The organism is Actinomycetospora sp. TBRC 11914, assembly GCF_012933465.1.
GTDB lineage: Bacteria > Actinomycetota > Actinomycetes > Mycobacteriales > Pseudonocardiaceae > Actinomycetospora.
Genome location: NZ_JABBND010000001.1, coordinates 50,373 through 71,358, shown reverse-complemented (window position 1 = coordinate 71,358; position 20,986 = coordinate 50,373). Strand labels below are relative to the sequence as shown.

The following is a 20,986-nucleotide window of genomic DNA, read 5'->3' as shown; positions in this document are numbered from 1 at the left end:
AATTCAGCGGAGCGGTACCCCGAGAGTGTCGGTGAGGTTTGCCCCAGTGGCATTAATAAGGATAGCGGACGAAATGTCAGCACCCGTTAGGTCGGTACCGCTTAGGTCTGCGCCCGTTAGGTCGGCGCCGCTGAGGTTGGCGCCCCTTAGTGTTGCGCCCGCAAAATTGGCGCCAGCGGCGCGGGCAAAAGAAAGATCAGCGTCGTAGAAGTCAGCACCTCGAAGATCTGCATCTGCGAGGTGGGAGAAGTTAAGTTTGCTGCCTACGAACTCGGTGCCCTTGAGGCCACTGTCAGTCAAATTGGCGCCCGTGAGGTCGGCGTCGAAGATGCGCGCGCCTGCAAAGTTGTTGCCGATCAGATTAGCGCCCAGCAGACATGCTCCGGCCAGATCGATCCTACTACCTGCGTCTTGGGCCGGATCACGTCGCCCTAGGACGGTGAGCGCCCCAGCGACGTCGCTCGGAGGTTCAGGCAGACCAAAAACCACCGCTGGTAATGCCGAACTTTGGCCCGACGCCGGCGGATTCCGAGAGGGGCAAGACGATTTTGGTGCGTGATTGCGAACATATGCAGACAGCACAGCGAGAATCGTTGGCTGATCGCGAGGGGAATCGTGAGACAGGCGCTCAAGAGCGTATATACCACCAAGATGCACGTCGGGGCCCGGATCGCCAAGCTGTGATACAGCTCGGGTATAGCGATCGGTGACCTGGCCCTGCTCAGCGATCTCGATCTGTCGTTGAGTGGAGTTCAGCGCGGCAGTGGCCACGAGGGCGCTTATCACTGCCGCCAGGGCGGTGGCGATTGCCGCCACCACAGCTGCATTCCCCCGCACTCCACGCCACACTCGCGCAAGCCCGTCGGTGAAGCGACGCCATAATGACCGCTTGGGACAGCGCAGCGCCGATCTTGAGGCATAGCGCCCGGCTACGGGCGGTCGTCGTAGCCGGTTCGCCACTGAAGCGTGACCAGAAGGGCGACGGCGACGGTCTCGCGAGCGCGGCTGTGTCATCGTGTTCCGAACGAATTGAATACGGACGATTGCAGGACGGCTATCTTCCCAACCTTCGAGGCTAGGGTGGTAACGAACGTAGCGAACCGGCACCACGACCACTCATTAGGAGTAGTCTCAGATTACGTCTGGTGAGCAGAGCTCTACCGACTGCCATCATTGGAAGGCCTCGCGTTACATTCTGCCCGAGCATTGAAGACTGCAAGAAGGACGCGTGCTTGGTCGGCGCGCGGGGAGCGAGACGGCTGCACGGGCCTTGTGGCAGCCGGCATCCCCGCCCGTCGCCCCCGGCAGCGGGCCCCCGAGCGGGGGGCGAGCTCCGGGTTAGCTACCTGCCTCAACGGAGCCGCGAGTCCGCCTCTGGCGCCGACCGCGAGCGGCTTGGCCCGCGCCGGTGGAACGGGTCGCGGCATGAGACGGGTGGAACGTGAGCGCGTGGGCGAGCACGGCGGGGCTATCGACGTGCACCGATGGACGCACAGAGGCTGCCGCTCGCGGAGACAAACGTCCTCGTAATCCGTGGTTCGGTTAGCACGACGAGTCGTCTGTTCCGTCAGGCCCAACGCTGCCTTGATCGATGTTCTTGTCGAGCGGGCGTCTGGGGCTCGGTGAGCTCGATACGGAGTATGGTGCGTTGGTTGGCGCCGATATGGCCGTGGGTATCGACGCTTGCACATTGGCTGCCCTCTATGTTTAAGGTGCGCCGCGCCACTGGAGCCGTGAGAATTCGGTAGCGTCAGCCAGCGTTGGACTTCAGGTTATTGATCTTGAAGTCGATGCCTCGGCGGATGGGTCGACGCGCGCAGTGTGGCCCACGAGGGATGCTTGGTCATCCGGGCGAGCTGGATGGTGACCAGGTCGCAGAGGCCGTCGACCGACCATCGGCTGCCGCCGATGTCGGTACGGGCGTTGAGTTCGCGCATGACGCGTTCGAGCAGGCTGCTGCCGAGTTCCGGGCCGTCGAGGTGGGCCAGGTCGCGGCGGATGGCTGGGTGCAGGCATGTGACCTGGTCGAGGGCCGCCGGCGAGGAGTTCGAGGGCGGCGTGGTGCCCTTCAGCGCGCACGGACTCCGAAGGACGCGGACGCGTGCACGAGCGTCGGCCTAGGAGATTGCCTAGACCGCCTCGAGGTTAGGTGCACCAACGCTGATAGGTCCTTCCTGCGCTCGGAACAGTCACAGAGAACAATTCACCCTAATTTCCTATCTGGTGTCTCGTTACCCTCAAGTGCGTTCACAACGTCACTCGTATGAGTCCTGTCGCTCTCAGTGCTCTGGCGACGGTCGGGCGCAACGACTCTAGACCCCTTGCCCCGCTCGCCTCCGTCCTCCCCCGCTACTTCTTTGACGACCAGCCTCAGCAGCGCGATCTCGTTCGACTTTACGAGGTGATTTAGCAATTCTTCACGCTTCTCCTCATCGGTCTTCGAGCCGTCCTTCTGTAGCCTCTTGATTAGGTCAAGCCCTACCTTCGAGTCGCCGACTGGGTCTTGAAGAAGGTACAGTCTAGCAATAAGTGCAAACTCCTGATAGTCAACGGACGTCAGCATGTCTCGATTGCCGGCCAACCAGCTTGTGGTATCGAGTTGTCCAGCAGACTTGATCTGCTTATTGACCTGATCTAGCAATCGAGAGTATCCGCTCTCGAGCCCTAGAGAAGCTTTAGGCCCACTGCCCCGATTGACGTTTATCGACGCTCGAAGGATAGCCGCGCCCGATAACCCTGCGAGGAAAGCCGTCAACGTAGGGCTCCAAGTTGCCGGGAGTACCGCTGTTGCCGGAGCATAGATGACAGCGCCCACAAAGCCGTCGATGAAGACTCTAAGAGAGACCCATCCAGCTGCGGTCTTCGGGATTCTTGTGCCGTAGCCAGAAAAAATCTCAATCAGGCTTGCGACTGCGGCGACCCCGGCCGAAAGCAGCCACCACATTCTACGTCTCCTCGACCTGAGAATTGCGGGGCGCAGCCCCTGCACTGGCCTCGATCAGGTCGTCGAGAGCGCGCTTTCCGCCTCTTTCAAGCAGGAACTGCGCAAGAATGTAGTTCCGTTCCTTCGGTTCCATCTCCGTGTCCACGAGGTTCTTGACGAAGGATGTCAGCGCCCTCCTGCTGCTCGGACTTTGCTCACGCGACACTATTGCGGATTGAATGTACTGGTAAATCAAGCTGTCCGGAACGTTTGCGAAAGCCTCGGCAGCTGAGATTGCGCGCAGTGCTCGCTTTGAGGCCTCACGATCGTCGACACTCTCATCCATCAATCTAAACGCGTATCCAGTAATGAACGCTGGTCCAATCAGCGTCTCAGCAGATGATCTGCGACTGATGCGCGCGACGCCTACGTTGGACAAAATGGGACCAACGATCCCTCCAATCGCACCGACTAGCGGTGCACTCAGAGCGCTTCCACTAAAGTTGAGAACTAGCGAAGTCGCGAGGAAGCTCCATCCAACATTTAATGTTAGGACCAAGACGAAGCCCGGGGTTCTAAAAGCTGATCCGAATCCCTCTCCGTACCGGCCGAGGATCTCTAAGATGACGACCAATGTCGCCACACCAAACGCCAGAAGGAGCGCGGGCCACGTCATACGACCTCCATTTCAGGGGTCTTCCTGTGACGACAGCGGGACGTCAGCTCGTTATTGCGGTCTCGCGACGCTCGGGAGCCGTCAATCTGGCCTGCGATCGCTTCGCCACTCTCGGGAAGCGTTAGTGTAGCGGCAGGATGGAGGGGCAGACTAGTGCTACAAGCTTGTACCCGTAGAGCCCCAGCGCTCCTCCGGTGGTCTCACATCCGGGCACGTCCCTCGACGCCGGCAAGCGTTTTAGGTCGTAGGAAGTCCTCCGACGGAAGCAAGCAGCGGCCCGTTCGTCACTCGCCCGGACGTCTATGCTTGCGCTCCTTCTCCGATCTGCATGGCCGTCCACTAGGGTCGGACTACTGACTCGCTCAGCGGCTGTGATGGCGCTAACTAGGGTTCCGGGGTCACGCCCCAGCCCGCGCTGCGGTACTGCACACCCCCGAGACACCTGGGGTCGGCTTCCCCGGCAAGTGCGTCGCTTGCTCTAGGTCGCTCGTTAGCGTGGACGCGCGGTCTCGGCGGCGATCGCCGACTGACACGGTGGTCGGCGCTGAAACCGATCGTGAAGTCAGGTGCGATGGCCGTCATCAGGGGTCGGAGTACGCGAAGCGAGCTGAGTGATCACAGCGCCAGCGGGGAAGGACAACCGGGCCACGTCCTCAACGACGGCTGCCCAGACCTCTAGGTCCTCCGGCAACTGGATCCCTTTCTTGTTGGCGCGCTTTGTGACCGAGACTAAGGCCTCGGTCATCTCCTGCCACTGTGCAGGCATCGCGTCAGCGGGAGAGGAGGAGCGTTCGAGGACCAGCCCGGCGGGTTCTCCAGCAGCGGTGAAGTCCAGCGCCTCACGCTCTAGGGCGGCGACTCGGGCGTCGGCAACGTCGTGCACTTTCTGGATCCATCGCGATTGGGCCTCGCCACTCCGGCGCGTGCGGGCTTGGTCCGGGTCGGAAGCTCGGCCCTGCGCTGCCGAAGGCCCATCAGGTCCGCCGCCAGGGATTGTCTCGGCGCTCGCTCGCACGTGATCGGAAGTTCCGGGATCGCGGCCAGGCACCGGTGGAGCCTGGGCGAGGAACTCAGACCACGTATAGCTAGGGCTGTCGTTTCGGTGAAGGCGGTTGACTAGCTGGGGCCCGAGAGCGGGGTAGCCGACGAGGGCGCCGAGTAGCACCATGGCCGCTAGCGTGACGGCAGGGTCCTCGTCCGTTGGGTCGCGCAGTCGGCGCAGGGCGGCGAGCAGACCGTAGCTGTTGGCCAAGCGCCTCACGCTGCGTGGTGTGACGATCAGCGGGGGGCCCAACAACCGCATCAGGTCCCTCTCGTCCTTGCTAAGCGCGAACGGGTCGATCTTGTCGACCCTCTGGGCTGCGGACAACTGGACCGGCTGGTGTCCGGTCATGAGCTGATCCGGCCCCCGACGTTGCCGTCGAGCTCGGTCTGGGGAGCCCCGGGTGGAATCGCCAACCGACGGCTGAGGCGAGGTTGCTGGTGCCTGCGTTGTGTCGTCGCGGAGGTCGATCATCGAGTCGATAAGGCTCTGGTACCCGGGGTCACGCAGGGAGGGCAGGGTGAAAACCAACTGGAAGATCTTCTCGAGGTACTGGGCGGGGGTGGCCGCCCCCAGCGTGGCCTCGTCGGCCTGCTCAACACCGGCACCGGCAAAGGCAGTGTCGCGATGGTCAAGCACGTCGCGGTAGTGGGCGCCAACGGCGCGTAGCAGCCAGCGCGGGTCCACCGCGAGTACCACCACGAACAGCCCTCCCTTGACGGCCAACAGTAGGTGCACCGCTTCGAGCATCGCCACCACTCGTGCCGGGGGGCACCGGTCGAGATCATCGATGTAGAGCACGATCCGGTCGATGCGCGGCAGCTCGTCCCCAGCCTTATCTTGAAGCGGAGAGCGCTGTACCCGCTCGCCGTTAGTGGAAGATGCGGCCAGTTGGGGCTCGCCTCCAAACGAGGTTTGGTCGGGGGCTTCGGCGGCGGCGGCAAGCAGGCTGGCCATGTGTTCGAAGTCCTCGCGGATGTCGGTCATTAACCCCAACGAGCGTCGGTAGTAGCCCTCGGCGGCGCGCTCAGCGACCAGCCCAGCCAGCTTCCCGGCGGCAGTGAAGTTCTGCACTTTGCGCTTCAGAGCAGCGATTCTGACTTCTTCAGTCTTGATCGCGCTCTGGAGTTGGCTCTGCTGGGCCTCAATGAAGCGTCGCGCGCGGGCGGTGGCCGAAGCGACCTGCTTTAGGGCCCCTCGAATTTGATCTTGACTTGCCGCCACGACGGCTACCAGCCCGCCGCCTCCGACAACGGCGAGCAAACGCCCGGCCCACTGCACCAGCAACGGACCGAGAGCGGCAACGCCTACTACTAGCCCGGCTACTATCAGAGTCGCCAACGCTGCGACGACCAGCTCGCGGCCCCGCAGTGCGCGACGCAGCTCCCGGAGCTGGAAGGCCAGCAGTCGCAGCCACCTCATCTGGCTTGTCGCCACGGCGTAAGCCTTGGCGGCGTCGATGGACCCCAAAGCCCCCTTAAGCTCCGTTTGCTGCTCCTCCGGGAGCTTCCTCCAGGGGGTCCGGCGTTCGTCGCGTACCACGGCGCGCAGATCGTCGAGCCTGTTCTCGGCCGCTGTGAGCTCCTGGACGGTGCCGCGTTGGGCGAGAAGGTCTGCATCCAGCCGAAACTGTCGTCGCTGTGCCGTCTCCCGGTCAAGGCTGCCAGCCTCCGCAGTGCTGTCGTCCGGAGTGGGGTTAGCGAGCTGGCGAAAGATCTGGGCAACAAGGCTGGCCCACAAGTCGGTCTCGGCGTAGTGCCAGGCGTTGAACCCGACCTGGCGGACTTCCCGGAACGCGAGGTCGCCGCCACGGCGGGCCGCGCCGGCGACCTCGCGGCGGATGAGGTCGATGAAGTAACTCTTGCCAGTTCCCCAATCCCCGAACAGTCCGATCGCCAACGGCGGCCGCACCGACTTGGAGGTGATGAGCTCTGCCAGGGCGGTTGCCTCTACACCCCTACGCAGCTCGTCCTCGCCGCCGACGGTGTCGCTTCGGTATATCGGACGCCGTCGGGTAACGGCCTTCTCGTACAGCAACTCCCACACCCGTAGGAAACCGTCGTCGCCGATAGTGACCAGCACCGGACTTCCATCCGGCAGCTTGGCGAACGCTCCCCATTTCACGACGCCTTGATGAACCCAAAGCGGTTCACCCACTGCCTTTCCGCTCGCGGGATCCCACAACCGCACCGTCTGGTCACGGGCGCCGCCACCCGTAGCGAGCACCGCACGACCCTCAAGTTCGGCGAACGCTCCCCACAAGACTCCACCGTTGTGGCCGGTCAGCTCTCGTCGCGCCTGGCCGGTGGCCGAATCCCACAACCGCACAGTCCCGTCCATGCCGCCGGTGGCCAGCACCACCTGACTCTCGATCTCGACGAAAACCCCCCAGAAGACTCCGCCGTCGTGGCCGGCCAGCTCCCGTCGCGCCTGGCCGGTGGCCGGATCCCATAGCCGCACCGTCGTGTCGTCGCCGCCGGTGGCCAGCACCACCTGTCCGTCGGAGAGTTCGCCGAACACCCCCCACGACACCCGGCCGGTGTGACCGGTCAGCGGCTTTCCGTGCGCCTGGCCGGTGGCTGGATCCCATAGCTGCACCGTCGTGTCATCGCGCCCGGGTGTGGCCAGGACTAGCTTCGCGTTGCCGAGTTCGCCGAACGCCCCCCACGGCGACGCGACGATGCCGTGCAGCGGCGCCGCCAACATCTCGCTGGTCGCGGGATCCCACAAGCGCAGCGGCTCCTCGCGACTGCCTGCTGCCAGCACTAACTGCGCGGCGCTGACCTCGCCGACCGCGCCCCAGTACAGAGCGCCGAAGTGTTTGAGCTTGGTCAACGGCCTTAACCGCAACACGTAGGCGGAGTCAGGTCCTCCGCCCTCCCCGGGAGACACACTCGCCACGGCTAGTAATCAAACACTCGGCGGCGCTGCGTCGGATGCGGCCTTTCGGGTCAATGTTGTCCCTGTCACCGGATGTACGGAGGCCGGGAGCTGCCCCTCACGACAGCAGGGCGACAGCGATGAGCGCCCAGAGAGCACTAGCCGCGTCAGGGCCCGCTACTTCGTTGGTGTCAACGACGACACCCCTGATAGATCAACTGGGGTGTGCATGGGTCGGCGAGGGCCGGAGCGCTAGTGGGCATGCACGCGGTCGGCACGTAACTACGGATCAGAAGGCACGTCAGAGCGAGCCCGATCGGGGCTGGGTGCTCGTCCCGTCCTCCACTCCTCCCGCACTCGATGCGTAAAGCCCCTTGGGGTCAAAGTGGGCGTGTAAGGGGCTCTTCCGGAATTGGAGTGCAGCTGAGGGTGTGATCGACCGGCCGGTTGGGGTCGTGTCGCTGCGGTGAGGCGGGCCCCGACTTTCGGTCGAGTAACGCTTGAGTGATGACACGCTGAGCTGCGCCGCTGAGATCTCTGGTGTGAGCTGCGGCACCGCAGTGTCCGCGCACTGTATCGAGTCGGGTCGTGAGGCCGAGCGCGGCTCGCCCGTTCGACAGCTTCGGGATGCGGTCAATCGGCGCAGACAGAGACAGGCCGCGGGATCGACGTCTTGCCGTGTCGTGGACAATGGCCGCTTTGGCCGGCAGTAGAACGCGGCCTTTCCGTGAGTTGTCCCCTGCGCTCACTTCCAGAGCCGCCGGGCCCCGGGCAACGGATCGTCGCAACTAGGCTCACCCGATGCACGAACCAGTATAGACGCGCCTACTTATCCGATAAGTCGCTCTATGTCAACTCCGCCTGCCGACGCCGGCCCCACACGCCTGCCCGCTCGAACCCGCTCGCGCTAGAAGACGCCATCCGTTACGAAGCCGTCAAAGCCGCGCACGGACAATGCCGAGCGCTGTGGACCGATTGACAGTGCTAACACCGTCGGCTTCACGGGGCTGCGTTGCGACCGGACGGCCCTACTCCGCGCGATGGCCTCTGCGCGGAGTCAGTCTGCTCGCAGCCATCCCAGCTGCGACGACGAGCATCACCCCGCCGCTCAGGGAGACCGGGCCGTAGCGCAACCGCGACCAGACCGTCAGACAGGCCTTCGCGACGCGATTGCGTGTCGTCGGGATGATCAACCCGCGGCGGGCGCTACGTCGGCGCGCACTGCTGACCACGCCGCTTTGTTCGATCGCCCCGGGGTGTGCGTTACCGACATTTCCACATGCTCCGGGGACGCTGATCGGTCTGGAGAAACCTTGCCTTCCACGGCGTCCCAGGCGGCTCGACCTCTTGGCCGTTCTAGCTGTACTGACCGGACACGTTGGTTGAACGCGTGCGATGACACGGTCTGAATGATCTTGAGGGGAGGACCTCTCGGGAGTGCTGTGGAGCTGTCTGACGGCTTCCACACCGACCGGGAGGTCCTCCGTGGCCCACGCTAACGCTGCCCTGACCCCGCGAGCCCGATTGAAGCTCGCGCGTCTGATCGTCGACGGGCACTGCCCGGTCTCGCAGGCCGCGACCCGGTTCCAGGTGTCCTGGCCGACCGCGAAACGCTGGGCGGCCCGCTACGAGGCCGAAGGCGAGGCCGGCATGGCCGACCGCTCGAGCCGCCCGCACCGGATGCCGCGCAAGACCCCGCAGCCAGTGGTGCGCAAGATCGTGCACCTGCGGTGGAAGCAGCGTCTGGGCCCACTCGAGATCGCCGCGCGGGTCGGGGTCGCGTCCTCGACCGCGCACCAGGTGCTGCGCCGCTGCCGGATCAGCCGGCTCTCCCATGTTGATCGAGCGACCGGGGAGCCGGTGCGCCGCTACGAACACCCCTATCCCGGCTCGATCATCCACGTCGATGTCAAGAAGCCCGGCAACATCCCCGACCAGGGCGGATGGCGCTACGTCGGACGCAGTCAAGGCCTCAAGAACCGGGCTGGCACCGCCGGCAAGCCCCGCAACCGGCACCACAATCCCAAGATCGGGACCGCGTATGTCCACACCGTGATCGACGACCACTCCCGGGTGGCCTACGCCGAGGTCCACGACGACGAAACCGCCGCCACCGCCATCGGCGTGCTGGTGCGCGCGGTGGCCTGGTTCGCCGCCCGCAGCGTGACCGTCGAACGGGTGCTGTCCGACAACGGGTCGGCCTACCGCTCGCACGCCTGGCGCGACGCCTGCGCCGAGCTCGGCGTGGTGCCCAAGCGGACCCGGCCCTACCGACCCCAGACGAACGGCAAGATCGAACGTTTCCACCGCACCATGACCGCCGGGTGGGCCTTCCGCCGCCTCTATCTGAGCGAATCCCAGCGGCGGAAGGCGCTGCCGGGCTGGCTGCACGAGTACAACCACCACCGGCCCCACAGCGCCACCGAGCGGAAGCCCCCGATCACCCGCTTGACCAACCTGTCCGGCTCGAACATCTAGCTCACCGAGTACCCGAGCTCCGCCAGGGCCCGGATGGCGTGCTCCGGAGCGTCCCTGGTCGCGGTGGCGAGCTGTACGCCACGCCACTGCTCGCGGGCGTCCCGCAAGGCCGTGAGTCCTTCGGGGGTGCACTCGACCCCGAACTCGTTCACCAGCATCTCGAGGACGTCCTCGAGGCACGGGCGGAATCGTGGCCCACCGAGCGGGAGGTGCAGCTCACTCATCCGCGGCACGGCGTCGCTCTTAGCGCGCCTGCGGCCACGTCTCGTGCCAGTTCCCGCGCGCGACATGAGGTGGGCGATGGCGTCCCGTGCCCGTGGACCTGTAGGTGGGCGCCGGGAACGTCGTCGGCCGCGGCCACCGCAGGTACTCGTAGCGGAGCAGCGGCTCGCCCTTGGCCTGGGCGCCTTCCCAGACCTTGAACTCAGAGTCGTCGACGGCGATGTACTGCCCCCGGCGCGTCCCACAACAGGAACATCGACACGGTCAGCGTCAGCAGCGGTTCGCCGTTGACCTTGAGCGGCACCCCCCCCGTGTTGGGGGTCTGCCTGACGCTGATCCGTCCGCTGCCATCGTCGTCGGCAGCCAGCACTCCAGCCTCGAAGCGATCGCATCCGGGGACGAGGGCGCGGACGGTCGCGGTCAGGTCGTCGGCGAACGCGTTCACCTGTCCCTCGAGGTCCGTAGGCTCGGGGCTCGTCGTCACGCGATCGTTAACGGTGGCGGCGGAGAGCCCACGTGCTGCAGGGCGCGCGACGTGACTGGTGAGCGCCTCGGCCCGTACGACGTTGCAGGGCTGCGCGGACGCGGCGCGATGGGAGGCGCACCGCGCCGCGTGGTCGCCGCGCTGAGGGCTCCCGCACGTTCTGTAAACATTGTGTCGGAGCAGAGTCGATCGGATTATCGCGGGAGCAGACATGCGAGATCAGTTGATATTCGACATTGGAGATTCGGGACGTGCTCGTATCTCTATCCGTATCGACGAGCAGTCTCCAAAGTTGCTGGTTAAGTCTGTTCAGCTGACACTACCGCTCTCCATCAAGGAACTTGAGGAGCTGCGGTGGTACTTAGAGGACTACGCCCAAGCGCCTTACGGGGTATACAACGACCGGGCGGTTCGAATTGCCAGTGAATTTCGAGAATGGGGCCAGCGTCTCTTCTCGAGCATACTCTCCTCGCAAGTGGCACGGGAAGCGTACGCGGCATTACGAGAGCGGTCTTCGGCCGACAGGACGCGCCCGCAGATTATGTTGCGTTCGGCGCGCGCCGAGTGGCTGGGGTTGCCCTGGGAGCTATTGGCCGAGCCCTCCGCGGCAGTTCCAGCGGCCCTGGAGACGTTCACGATTTGCCGAAGCGTTCTATCGAAGTCGACAACTCCAGCCCGACCTATACCGGGCCGCCGTTTACGAGTCCTCATGGTGATCGCCCGCCCGGATGGCCCACGAGACGTGAGCTACCGGATGATAGCTCGCCCGCTACTGCGTAGGTTGGCCGCTGTGGGTGGAGAAGTTGACTTGGTGGTCTTGCGCCCACCTACATTCGCTGCGCTCGAAGCTTCGCTGAGGCAGGCAGCCGACTCCGACGAACCCTTCCAGATTGTCCATTTTGATGGTCACGGTGCATTGAACCGCCGTGGAGATGATTCGGATTCAAAGCCGTCAGCCCCACCCCTGGGCGAGGCTATCGGAACGCTAGCGTTTGAGCGGTTCGAGGGTGGTCCGGATCATGTGCCCGCCGCCCAAGTCGCGCGAGTGCTCGGGGAGGCGCGCGTCCCGGTGGTGGTACTAAATGCTTGCCAGTCTGGGGCTCTTAGCAAGACCCTTGAGTCCGCGATCGCCACGAGCCTACTGGCAGAAGGAGCGTCGTCCGTAGTGGCGATGGCGTACACCATCTCCGCAGTTGCGGCGGCTGAGTTCATGGCGGCGTTTTACGAGAGCATCTTCGCCGGCCAGCCTGTTGCAGACGCTGTGATGTCTGGGCGAGTTCGCCTAGCTCGAAACGACCGCCGACCCTCACCCAGAGGTGAGCTGCGCCTGGCCGATTGGGTTGTACCCGTGCACTATCAAGATTCCGAGGCGCACTTTGCCGGCCTAGCGGCAACACCTGCGTCCCGCGAAGTGCCCCTGAATGCGGCACTTGACCAGCTCAGAGCCCGACCGGCCAAACCTGAACTTCACATTCTGGCGCAGAGTTTTGTCGGTCGGGACGACATGTATCACAGTCTTGAGACAGCGGCCCGCCTGCGGCCCACCATTCTCCTCTACGGCTTGGCTGGTCGGGGCAAAACTGAGCTTGCGAGAGCGTTCGGAGAGTGGTGGTGCGAGAGCGGCGCGATCGACCGCAACGACTTGCTAGTGTGGGATTTCGCAGACCCGGACATCGACGCTTCGGACGTCGAGGCGATTGTAGACGCAATCGGTCATCGAGTATTTGGCACCGCCTTCTCGGAGAGAAGCACAGCTGCACGCAGAAGCTCAGTGCTCGCTGAACTGAACGCGCGTCGCATGTTGATTATTCTCGACAATTTCGAGCACGCATGCTCGATGCCCGGATCATCGTCGCCGAGACTGCCGCTGACTCGCAAGTCTCGAGATGAGTTCGTGGAGTTTTTGCACGACATCGGCAGTGGAGGGCAAAGCTTACTATTATTCACTAGTCGCAGTCCCGAACTGTGGCTGGGCTCCGAGGTGCTACGAATTCCGCTGCCGCGACTGAATGCACAAGAGGCCGCCGAGTACGCCGACCAGCTCTTGTCACCTTTACCGGCAGCACGAGCCAAGCGAGCCGAGCGAGGCTACGAGGACTTAATGTCCTGGTTAGATGGCCATCCGCTGTATATGCGCGTAACGCTGCCGCAACTTGCGCGGGTTGGGCCAGAAGAGCTGCTTATGTTTCTGAGGGGGCTTGCGCCGCACGGCCAAGATTGGGACGGCGACATCCTGCTGCCATTGTCGGCTTCTCTGGCCAACTCAGTCGATTATCTCGACGGAACACAGCAAAGGCTCCTCACTGCGGTGAGCCTTTTTCATGGTGTCGTCTCTGTGCACGTCCTCACTGCGTTCTCTTCTATGGACGGCGTACCTCAACGTTTTGCTCATGTTGAGCCCGATGCCTGGACGGACACCCTGGAAGCTGCAGCCGCAGTTGGGCTCGTCGCGGCACGACGCCTCGACTACTCAGTCCACCCAGGCCTGGCCCTCTACCTTATACAGCGATGGCGACACGAATCTTCCAATGAATTTTCAGCCGAGATTCTCGGCGCGCGCCAAGCGCTTCTCAGTGCTTATGGGGGCTATGCTCAAGTTCTGACTAAAGAAATTGACAGCGGCCAAGGCGAAGCTGCGATGGCTCTCGTTGAGGTCGAGAGTCGAAACTTGACAGATATGCTCGCGTACTCGCTGGAGTCGAAGCGCTGGACAGAGGGTTACCACATCGCGGTGACATTGAATTCGTTATGGTCCGCGCGGGGCCAAGTGGCTGAGGCGCAGAATTGGGTGGCGCGGGTCCGGCTGTGCTTGGAGGGGGGTGACGGGTCACCACCCGAGTTTGACAGTGTGGGCAGCAAACTATGGATTCTGATGGTTGGCGCTGGAGCTGCCCTCCAGATTGATGCACATTCTCTCAAGTCTGCGTACGATAGCTATATTGAAGTGCGGGACGGCGTAATCCGTCAGGTCCGGTCGGAGGCTCGTGACTACTATCTCGCTACTACTTACCACCAGCTTGGAATGATCTGTCGCATGCAGGGCGCCTTCTCCGAGGCCCGTCAGTGGTTGCAGCAAGCGCTTGCAATCAGTGAGGAGCTGCGGGATCGAGCCGGTATGGCGAGGGATTGCGATCAGTTAGGCCTGTTGGCAGAGCGTCAGGGTGATCTAAACGAAGCTTCGAGTTGGTACGTTCGAGCTTTGAGCGCAAGGTCCGATGCGGGAGACCAGACGACATTAGCTACGAGCTACAGTCTGCTGGGCGCTGTGGACTTGCGCCGCGGAGCGCTTGATAAGGCGGAGCGTTGGTTCCAGCAGTCATTAAAGGCTAACGAGGTGCTTGGCAGTCTTCCCGGGTTGGCTAGCAACTACGATCAGCTGAGTGAGGTGGCCCACGCTCGCGGAGAATTTGGCAAGGCACGGCGTCTGCTGCGACGGGCACTAGTAGTTCATGAGCAACTCGGTCAACCACAGGATGTCGCGGCGACGTACCACAAGCTCGGAGTCTTGGCGAAGAATAGCGGTGCTCTTGATGAGGCAGAGAGCTGGCTACGCCGGTCTTTGAGTATCGCCCAAGATTCTCAAGACCTCAAGTTGTTGGCGTCGAACTATATGCATCTCGGCAATGTTGCTCACCTGCAGAATAGGTTCGAAGATGCGCATCGCCTTTACTCGCGCTCACTGGCGGTCTGGGAGCAGCTGGGCGATAGGCCGTCAGTGGGCGTGGCGCTCGATGTGCTAGCACTGCTCGCGGAGGATATGAAGGATCCCCATGAGGCACTGAGACTGCTGGTAAGAGCGGTGCTCTTGTTCGACCGCTTTGTAGAACCTCCCGCGAGTAGCCTCCTTGATCACCTAGCAGTTGTGGTCGAGCAGCTCGGCTTCGAGGCACTATCGGACACTTGGGCCCAAGTCACCGACAGCCAAATACCGAATCAGATGTCCTCGCTCCTCCAGGTGATGGTTTCCCTAAAGCGCCCGATATACGCCCGCCCTTCACGTCGGGGGTGGAGACGCTTTTGGAGGTCTAGATAGGCGCGTCGCAATGCGGTGATCTTAGGAGTAGGTTGTGACCTGGGACGCCCTCTCGAAGCCTTAAGCTGCGAAGGGGAGGGGGCAGCTTGGCCTCTTTCTCGGAATCGGAGCCTTCGCTGGCGTTGAAAGGTGGCGCCGTTTGGGCTGGCTAGGGTCGAGGGCAGGACGTGGGGGTGCTAACGTTGCTCGTCTGCATCGGGCTCCCGGCCGCCATACTCTCCCCGGCGCGCTTGTTCTAGGAGCTGTGAGATTCGTTGGGTGAGTTCGCGAGTGACTTCGGGGGAGAAATAGCACCTCCTTCCTGCTCGAAAAATTTCATCTCCGATACTCGCGAGGGCCTCGTACTCTCTCGGGAGAGGTTGATTCCGAGAGCCCGGTCCGCCGTCGGATTGAGGTGGATGACCGCCGTACGAGGGAAGCCCTCGTTCTGCTGAATAGTTTCCTGAAGTCCAGATGTACTCTTCCCAGGCGTCATCTTCGTCGTTAGACTCTTTCGTCATGTGCCCCGTCCTCCCAGGCTGAGTGAGAGAGCAATGAGAACGGTTTGAATAATGAGAAGGGCGGCGCCACACTCGAAAACTCGTTGACGTACCGCGAGAGGTATTGCATTGGACGTGCTAGCGCGGGCCAGGGCTTTCGTGACGTTCTGGTATGCTTCATCAATGGGCAGGTTCAGGTCTTGCAGTACTCGCCCCGGCTCTAGGCCGTAGGCCCAACGTTGCGCAGGCCAGATCACGATGATGACGCAGAGGCCGACGAGCAAGACACTGGTTACCATTGTCCATCCTGCCCAAAGCGGATACATTCTTCCGCGATTGGGATCTAGATTTATTAGACCGACAGCGGCTGCGACGCTTGTTCCAACTGAAGATGCTGCGAGAAGGCCAGTCGCTCGGTTCCTAAGTGCAGTGAGAGTTGCGTCTTGCTGAGTCAGTCTTTGCTTCGCCGAATCGAATGCAAGCTGGAGAACGGGGTCGACCTTGCGCTCGCGCTCGACTTGCTTTGCGGGACCCGCGAGCACAGCATCACGCTGCGTGTGGTCATCACTACCCTTCGCTAAGTTGGGACCCGTGGTCTCGGTCGAACGTTCCGTCGCGCCCTCGGTCGGACTTGCCACCTGTAAGGACTTACCGCATCTCTTCGATCACCACAATCGGGCGAGGTTTGGGTGGTGAAGCGCCTGAGCTGGCCCCGACATCGCCCGGGGGACGGGCCACGCCGGTGGGGTGACGACAACCACGCGGAGCGATTGCGCCCGGATCGGTCCTCGCGGGGTCGGCGACTCGCTGTGTTGGCAGGTCCCTGACGCGTGCGCAGGGTGTTTAGCATGCACTCCATCGAGGGTTCCGGTGGTGCATGCGGGTGATCGCCGCTCTAAGCGGCGAGCACCCTGGGACGGCAGAGATGCCGACAGCGACGGCATGCCCGGTGCCGACTGTCCGGGCGGGACCGGCTCCACCAGCGACGGGGAAGATAGCACGCTAGGTCAACCTGGTTGAACGAGCCACAAGTTCGACTGACGTGTTGGGCGGTTGGCGGGTCTGGTCAGGCCGAAGCCGGGGGACGTGCTCGACGCCAGGGCGGGAGGCCTTTTCCCTGCCGTGGAGCCGGTACCTGGCCCTGGCAGCGACGGTGACGGCATTCAAAGCCAGTCGGGGCTTCGACCGAGCCAAGCGCCCCGGTTGTTGTCTGCGGGCGTCATAGAGGCGCACGGTCCAGGCATGGTGCGGGTCGTGGTGCGAAATGGCGGCTAGCGACGGCTCGTGGTGCGGTAGGTGGGACCGACGGTCGTCGCGGCACCGTTGCCAGGCCGCGCCGGCCAGGGTCGCGCCGATCGCCTCGACCAGCCCGCGGTGCGCGTCGCTGGCTACCACCCGACGCCTGAGAGGCCGCGGGCGACCAGGTCACGGAAGAACGCCAGGCATCCGGCGCCGTCCTCGGTCGACGACACCTGCAAGCCGAGCAGCTCGCGGTGTCCGTCAGCGTTAACCCCGACCGCGATCAGCGCGTGCACATTCACGACACGGCCCTGCTCGCGGACCTTGAGCACCAGCGCGTCCGCGACTACGAACAGGTACGGGCCGGCGTCCAGTGGCCGGGTGCGGAACGCCGCGACCTGCTCGTCGAGGTCGGCCGCCATCCCCGAGACCTGCGACTCCGACAGCCGTGTGATCCCGAGGTACTCGACGAGCTTCTCCATCCGACGAGTGGAGACCCCTAGCAGGTAGCAGGTCGCCACCACCGAAGTCAGCGCGGCCTCGGCGCGGCGACGGCGCTCGAGTAACCAGCCGGGAAATACGAGCCCGAGCGCAACTTGGGGATCGCCACGTCCAGGGTGCCCGCGCGGGTGTCGAAGTCGCGGTCGCGGTAACCGTTGCGCTGGTTGACCCGGGCCTCGCTGCGCTCGCCGTGGGTGGCGCCGCAGACCGCGTCGGCCTCCGCGGACATCAAGGGTGTCGATCATCGTAGTCAGCAGCGAACGCAGCAGGTCAGGACTCGCCTGGGCCAGGTGTTCGTGCAGAAAATGGGCAGGGTCGATACTCGCCGACGCGGCCATCGCGTGGACTCCTCGGTTTGAGCGGGAACTTAGAACTGAGAATCACGCGGTGGCCGCCCTCGTCATCGACGCCACGCCCTGCGCAGGTGGCGGGTCGTACACCGCCCTGCTGGACGCCACCGAGCCGTCCACATCTCGTCGGAGACCACCCGGCTACGCACACCCAATCGGTCGCCGGCGGATGAGCAATCCGGTGCCGGGCCGTCGCGCTCGAGCGATGCCGTAGCGAGTCCTTAGCCGGCGATCTTCCTGAGGATGCTCAGTTGATCTCGGTCCACGAGCTGGTCCACCAACTGCTTCCCACTGATGCCTCTGGTGCCCGGTGGGTCGCCTTTCGTGCCCGCTCATGCCCACTAAAACCCGGCATGCCCGCGGTAGGCACGTAACTACGGATCAGAAGACGCTCAGGCGTGCGCCGCTATCTCCGGGCGACCCGGCAGGTGAACCTTCGGAGCCTACCGAGCTGGCGCGCTGCCAGGAAGATGGCCAGACGCCGCGTTAGGTCAGATAAGTGCGATTATCGCGGGTTCTGATCCACCGGGCCGAAGCGACACACCCCGGCCGTTGATCAAGGTCCGAAGGTGTACGTCGTTGTCCTCCTCTGGCTCCGTTAGGGCGTCCGGCGCGGACGAGGTCGCCCGCCCTCTCTGGTTCCCGGCGTCCCGTCCGGGCGGCGCTCCACCACCGCCCACTGCTCCTCGGTGAGGTCGGCTCCCTTTGCGCGCAGCAGGTCGGCGCCGGTCAGGTCCGCCCAATAGAGGACGGCGCCGATCAGGTCCGCCCCCCTGAGGTCAGCGGCGGTCAGGATCGCCCCGCCGAGGTCGGCGCCGGTCAGGTCCGCGTCGCTGAGGTAGGCGCCGGTCAGGGTCCGCCTCGCCGAGGATGGCGCGGTTCAGGGTCGCCTCGCCGAGGATGGCGCGGGTCAGGGTCGCCCCCCGGAGCTCGGCGCCGGTCAGGTCCGCGCCCTTGAGGTCGGCGCTGGTCAGGGTCGCCCTCCGGAGGTAGGAACCGCTCAGCTCCGCCGCGGCGACGTTGGCGCCGGTGAGGTGGGCGTCGGCGAGGTCGGCCCGGGCCACACCCTCGAGGGGCGGGAGGCGGCCGAGCACGGTTAGCGCGGCCTGCACGTCCACCGCCAGCCGGTTGTTATGTCAAGGGCCGGTAGGACCCCCCGGCGCCGGCCGACTCGGGTGCCTTGGGGTTGCTGTCCGGGCCCGGGGAGTCCGAGCGGGCGGACGAGGGAGCGCTGAGCCGGATGAAGGCGGAGAGGACTTCGACGACGGTGGCCTGGTCGCCGGGGCGCCCGGCGTCGACGGAGTCGCGGGCGAGTTGTTCGAGGGCGTAGATGCCGCCGAGGCGGATCGCGGTGGAGTCGGGTGTTGCCGAGTTGCTCTATGGCGGCGGTGTAGCGCCCGGTCTGGTGCCCGCGCTCGGTGACCCGGAACGTGGCCTGGGTGGCGGCCAGGGTGGCCGCGTTGGTGCGGGAGTTGCGGTAATTGATCCCGATGGTCACCAGAGCGCCGACGCCGGCCAGCGCGGCCAGCACGCTCGCGCGGATAGTCACGATGGCTTGCGAGCGGGTCGCGCGGTCCGTCGCGGCGACCTCCGGGGACAGCGGCGGCGCCCCCGCCGGCGGGGTGTAGAGCGGGTACGCCTTCGGGGCAGCCCGCCACGCCCACACCGCCACACCGAGCACGACGACGACCAGCACGACCCAGGCCGCTACCCGGGCCCAGCGCAGTACCCGCACCCGACGCTCGCGACGTGACTGACCGTCCTCGTTCGGCCCCTCCCCCATGACGGGGAACGTAGACCGCCCGCGCCGCTCACAGGCGTGTCCCGGCATCGTGCCAGGACGCAGCGACGCTCGCCTCGCAACAGTCGAGCACAGGGCTTGCCGATGCTGCTGCCTGCATGCCGCCGTGGTGCAGGTCGAACCGTGGTGCCTGTCGGTTTGCCGTGGTGCGGGTCGTGGTGCGAAACGACATCAACCGGTGGGCTAGGGTGGAACCCGAGTGACCGTCGCTGTGGACGTAGCTGCTGGTAGAGGCTGCGGTCGTCGGGAACCAGAATCCTTTTAATCCGCGGCACCTGAGTTCGAGCTCCCCATGAGCGCCGTGTGGAGGACGACCGCAGCGCCAGTGTGGAGCTCGCCGCGGCTCACGTAGGCGTCCTTAAGGAAATGTGCGTGGCCCATCAAATCGGCCTTCATGCGGTCGGTGAGCGTGACCTCGTCATCGAGGATCGTGGCATAGGTGCGGCGCCACGTGTGCGGGGTCATCCAGTCGAGCCCAACGTCTTGGCGGACCGACCGGAGTGTGCGCCGGACGTTGGCGGGCCAGCGGTAGGTCACCCGCCCGTCCCGGCCAGCAGCCGGGAAGATCGGCCAGTCGTCGTCGCCCGGCTCGTCGAGGCGGCGGCGGAGCATGTCGACCGCGAACTGGGGGAGTGGGATCACGCGGAGGGCGGCCTCGGTCTTGCCGTCGTGACGAACAAGCCCCTTGCCCTTCACCCACGTCACGTTGCCGGCCATGGTCACGACCGGGACCCGCAGGCTGCCGTCGGCGCCCTCAACGGAGACGCCGTCGAGGTTCACATCGAGCCGGCGCGTCGCGAGGGCTTCGCCGATTCGTAGACCGGTCCCGAGAAAGAAGCGCACGAGGTCAGGCAGGTCGGCGCTGCGGGCGAGCTGCTGCTTGCGGAGGACCGCGACGTCGTCGGACGAGCTGTCGAGCCATAGCAGCAGTGCGCGGCGCTCCTCGGGCGTCAATCCACGCGGCTTCGCCTTTCGCTGCCCCTTGGGCTGTTCGATGCGCTCCAGCTCGCGGACCGGGTTGCTCGCGAGTGCCTCGTGGAGCACAGCGACCTGGAGGACCCCGCTCACGATCGAGCGAAGCTTGCGGCGGGTGTTGGCGGCGTAGCGCGGCTCGAGGGCCTCGAGGAAGGCGTCGATCCGGGCCACAGAGCACTCACGGAGGCGCAGAGCCCCCAGGGCCGGGAGGATCGTGCTGTCGAGGTGGAAGACATACAGCGCATGGGTCGAGTCCTCCCGCTTGCGCTCGATCTTCGCGAGGAAGAGGTTGGCTGCATCGCTGAAGCGCGAGGCTGGCGTCAGCTCCCGTGATCCGGTGCTGCTGCCACGTTGCCGCTCGCGGATGAGGTCGTGTAGCGCGTTGCGTGCTCCGGTTTTGCTCGGCCCGTGTTTCCGGAGCCTTCGCGTGACACCGTCATGATCGCGGAACCGGCACCGTGCGACCCACGCGCCAGCCCCGTCCTGGACGACCTGGATGGTCCCCGGCGTCCCGATGGGGAGGGGCGGACGAGCCATCGCGGGCGGCCTCCGGAGGAGTAAGTGGCCCGTAAACGGACCGTCGACCTCACGGAGGAAAGCACAGCGCGCCGATGACCTGCAACGAAGGGTGCGCCGTCAGGGACTCGAACCCCGAACCCAGTGATTAAGAGTCACTTGCTCTGCCCATTGAGCTAACGGCGCGTGACCAGAAGACTAGCAACCTCGATCTTCCGGCCCGACGGCGGGGGTACCTCCGGTACCCCCGCGTCCGGGTGAGTGACGGGACTTGAACCCGCGACACCTGGGATCACAACCCAGTGCTCTGCCAGCTGAGCTACACCCACCATCATCGCCGATCTCGCTGGCGACGGGTCAGAGCTTACAAGCAACGGGTGCCCCCAC

11 protein-coding genes, 2 tRNA genes and 1 pseudogene are annotated in these 20,986 nt (G+C 64.6%); 2 read left to right on the top strand and 12 right to left on the bottom strand.

What is annotated here, in order from left to right; translation table 11 throughout:
- Positions 1 to 3 precede the first annotated feature (3 nt).
- The 4 genes from HH311_RS00305 to HH311_RS00290 all read right to left on the bottom strand — a co-directional run bounded on the left by HH311_RS00305 (position 4) and on the right by HH311_RS00290 (position 7,476).
- The gene (locus HH311_RS00305; RefSeq protein ID WP_169181610.1) at positions 4 to 816 is read right to left on the bottom strand and encodes a pentapeptide repeat-containing protein; all 813 of its coding nucleotides are present in this window, start codon (positions 814 to 816) and stop codon (positions 4 to 6) included.
- Positions 817 to 2,203: 1,387 nt separating this feature from the next.
- Entirely contained in the window at positions 2,204 to 2,944 is a 741-nt protein-coding gene (locus HH311_RS00300; RefSeq protein WP_169181609.1) for a hypothetical protein, read from the bottom strand.
- Position 2,945: 1 nt separating this feature from the next.
- Positions 2,946 to 3,599 (bottom strand): hypothetical protein, encoded by a 654-nt coding sequence (locus HH311_RS00295; protein WP_169181608.1) that lies wholly within the window; start codon positions 3,597 to 3,599, stop codon positions 2,946 to 2,948.
- 562 nt (positions 3,600 to 4,161) lie between these two features.
- On the bottom strand, positions 4,162 to 7,476 hold the full coding sequence (locus HH311_RS00290; RefSeq protein ID WP_169181607.1) for a P-loop NTPase fold protein: 3,315 nt from the start codon (positions 7,474 to 7,476) through the stop codon (positions 4,162 to 4,164).
- 1,530 nt (positions 7,477 to 9,006) lie between these two features.
- Here HH311_RS00290 and HH311_RS00285 point away from each other — a divergent pair.
- A complete protein-coding gene (locus HH311_RS00285; protein ID WP_169181606.1) occupies positions 9,007 to 9,999 on the top strand; it encodes an IS481 family transposase in 993 nt (330 codons plus the stop codon).
- Here the strand turns inward: HH311_RS00285 and HH311_RS00280 are convergent.
- Positions 9,996 to 10,223, bottom strand: a complete 228-nt coding sequence (locus HH311_RS00280; protein WP_169181605.1) for a hypothetical protein — start codon at positions 10,221 to 10,223, stop codon at positions 9,996 to 9,998. The two genes, HH311_RS00285 and HH311_RS00280, sit on opposite strands and share 4 nt — an antisense overlap.
- Positions 10,224 to 10,423: 200 nt before the next feature.
- A complete protein-coding gene (locus tag HH311_RS00275; RefSeq protein WP_169181604.1) occupies positions 10,424 to 10,705 on the bottom strand; it encodes a hypothetical protein in 282 nt (93 codons plus the stop codon).
- A gap of 211 nt (positions 10,706 to 10,916) precedes the next feature.
- Between HH311_RS00275 and HH311_RS00270 the strand changes: the two genes are divergently transcribed.
- Positions 10,917 to 14,738, top strand: coding sequence for a tetratricopeptide repeat protein (locus tag HH311_RS00270; protein ID WP_169181603.1), 3,822 nt, complete (start codon positions 10,917 to 10,919; stop codon positions 14,736 to 14,738).
- Between the two features lie 1,772 nt (positions 14,739 to 16,510).
- Here HH311_RS00270 and HH311_RS00265 read toward each other — a convergent pair.
- The 6 genes and pseudogenes from HH311_RS00265 to HH311_RS00240 form a co-directional block, all read right to left on the bottom strand.
- A pseudogene (locus HH311_RS00265) lies at positions 16,511 to 17,295 on the bottom strand (IS256 family transposase); the annotation flags it as partial.
- A gap of 610 nt (positions 17,296 to 17,905) precedes the next feature.
- The gene (locus HH311_RS00260; RefSeq protein ID WP_248292031.1) at positions 17,906 to 18,130 is read right to left on the bottom strand and encodes a pentapeptide repeat-containing protein; all 225 of its coding nucleotides are present in this window, start codon (positions 18,128 to 18,130) and stop codon (positions 17,906 to 17,908) included.
- Positions 18,087 to 18,425: a pentapeptide repeat-containing protein gene (locus HH311_RS00255; protein WP_169181602.1), complete on the bottom strand. Its 339-nt coding sequence runs from the start codon at positions 18,423 to 18,425 to the stop codon at positions 18,087 to 18,089. The genes HH311_RS00260 and HH311_RS00255 overlap by 44 nt, the downstream gene beginning before the upstream one ends.
- Before the next feature lie 944 nt (positions 18,426 to 19,369).
- Positions 19,370 to 20,620 (bottom strand): phage integrase central domain-containing protein, encoded by a 1,251-nt coding sequence (locus HH311_RS00250; protein WP_169181601.1) that lies wholly within the window; start codon positions 20,618 to 20,620, stop codon positions 19,370 to 19,372.
- Between the two features lie 92 nt (positions 20,621 to 20,712).
- Positions 20,713 to 20,785 (bottom strand) — tRNA-Lys (locus tag HH311_RS00245).
- Between the two features lie 70 nt (positions 20,786 to 20,855).
- Positions 20,856 to 20,928: transfer RNA gene (locus tag HH311_RS00240), tRNA-His, on the bottom strand.
- Positions 20,929 to 20,986 lie beyond the last annotated feature (58 nt).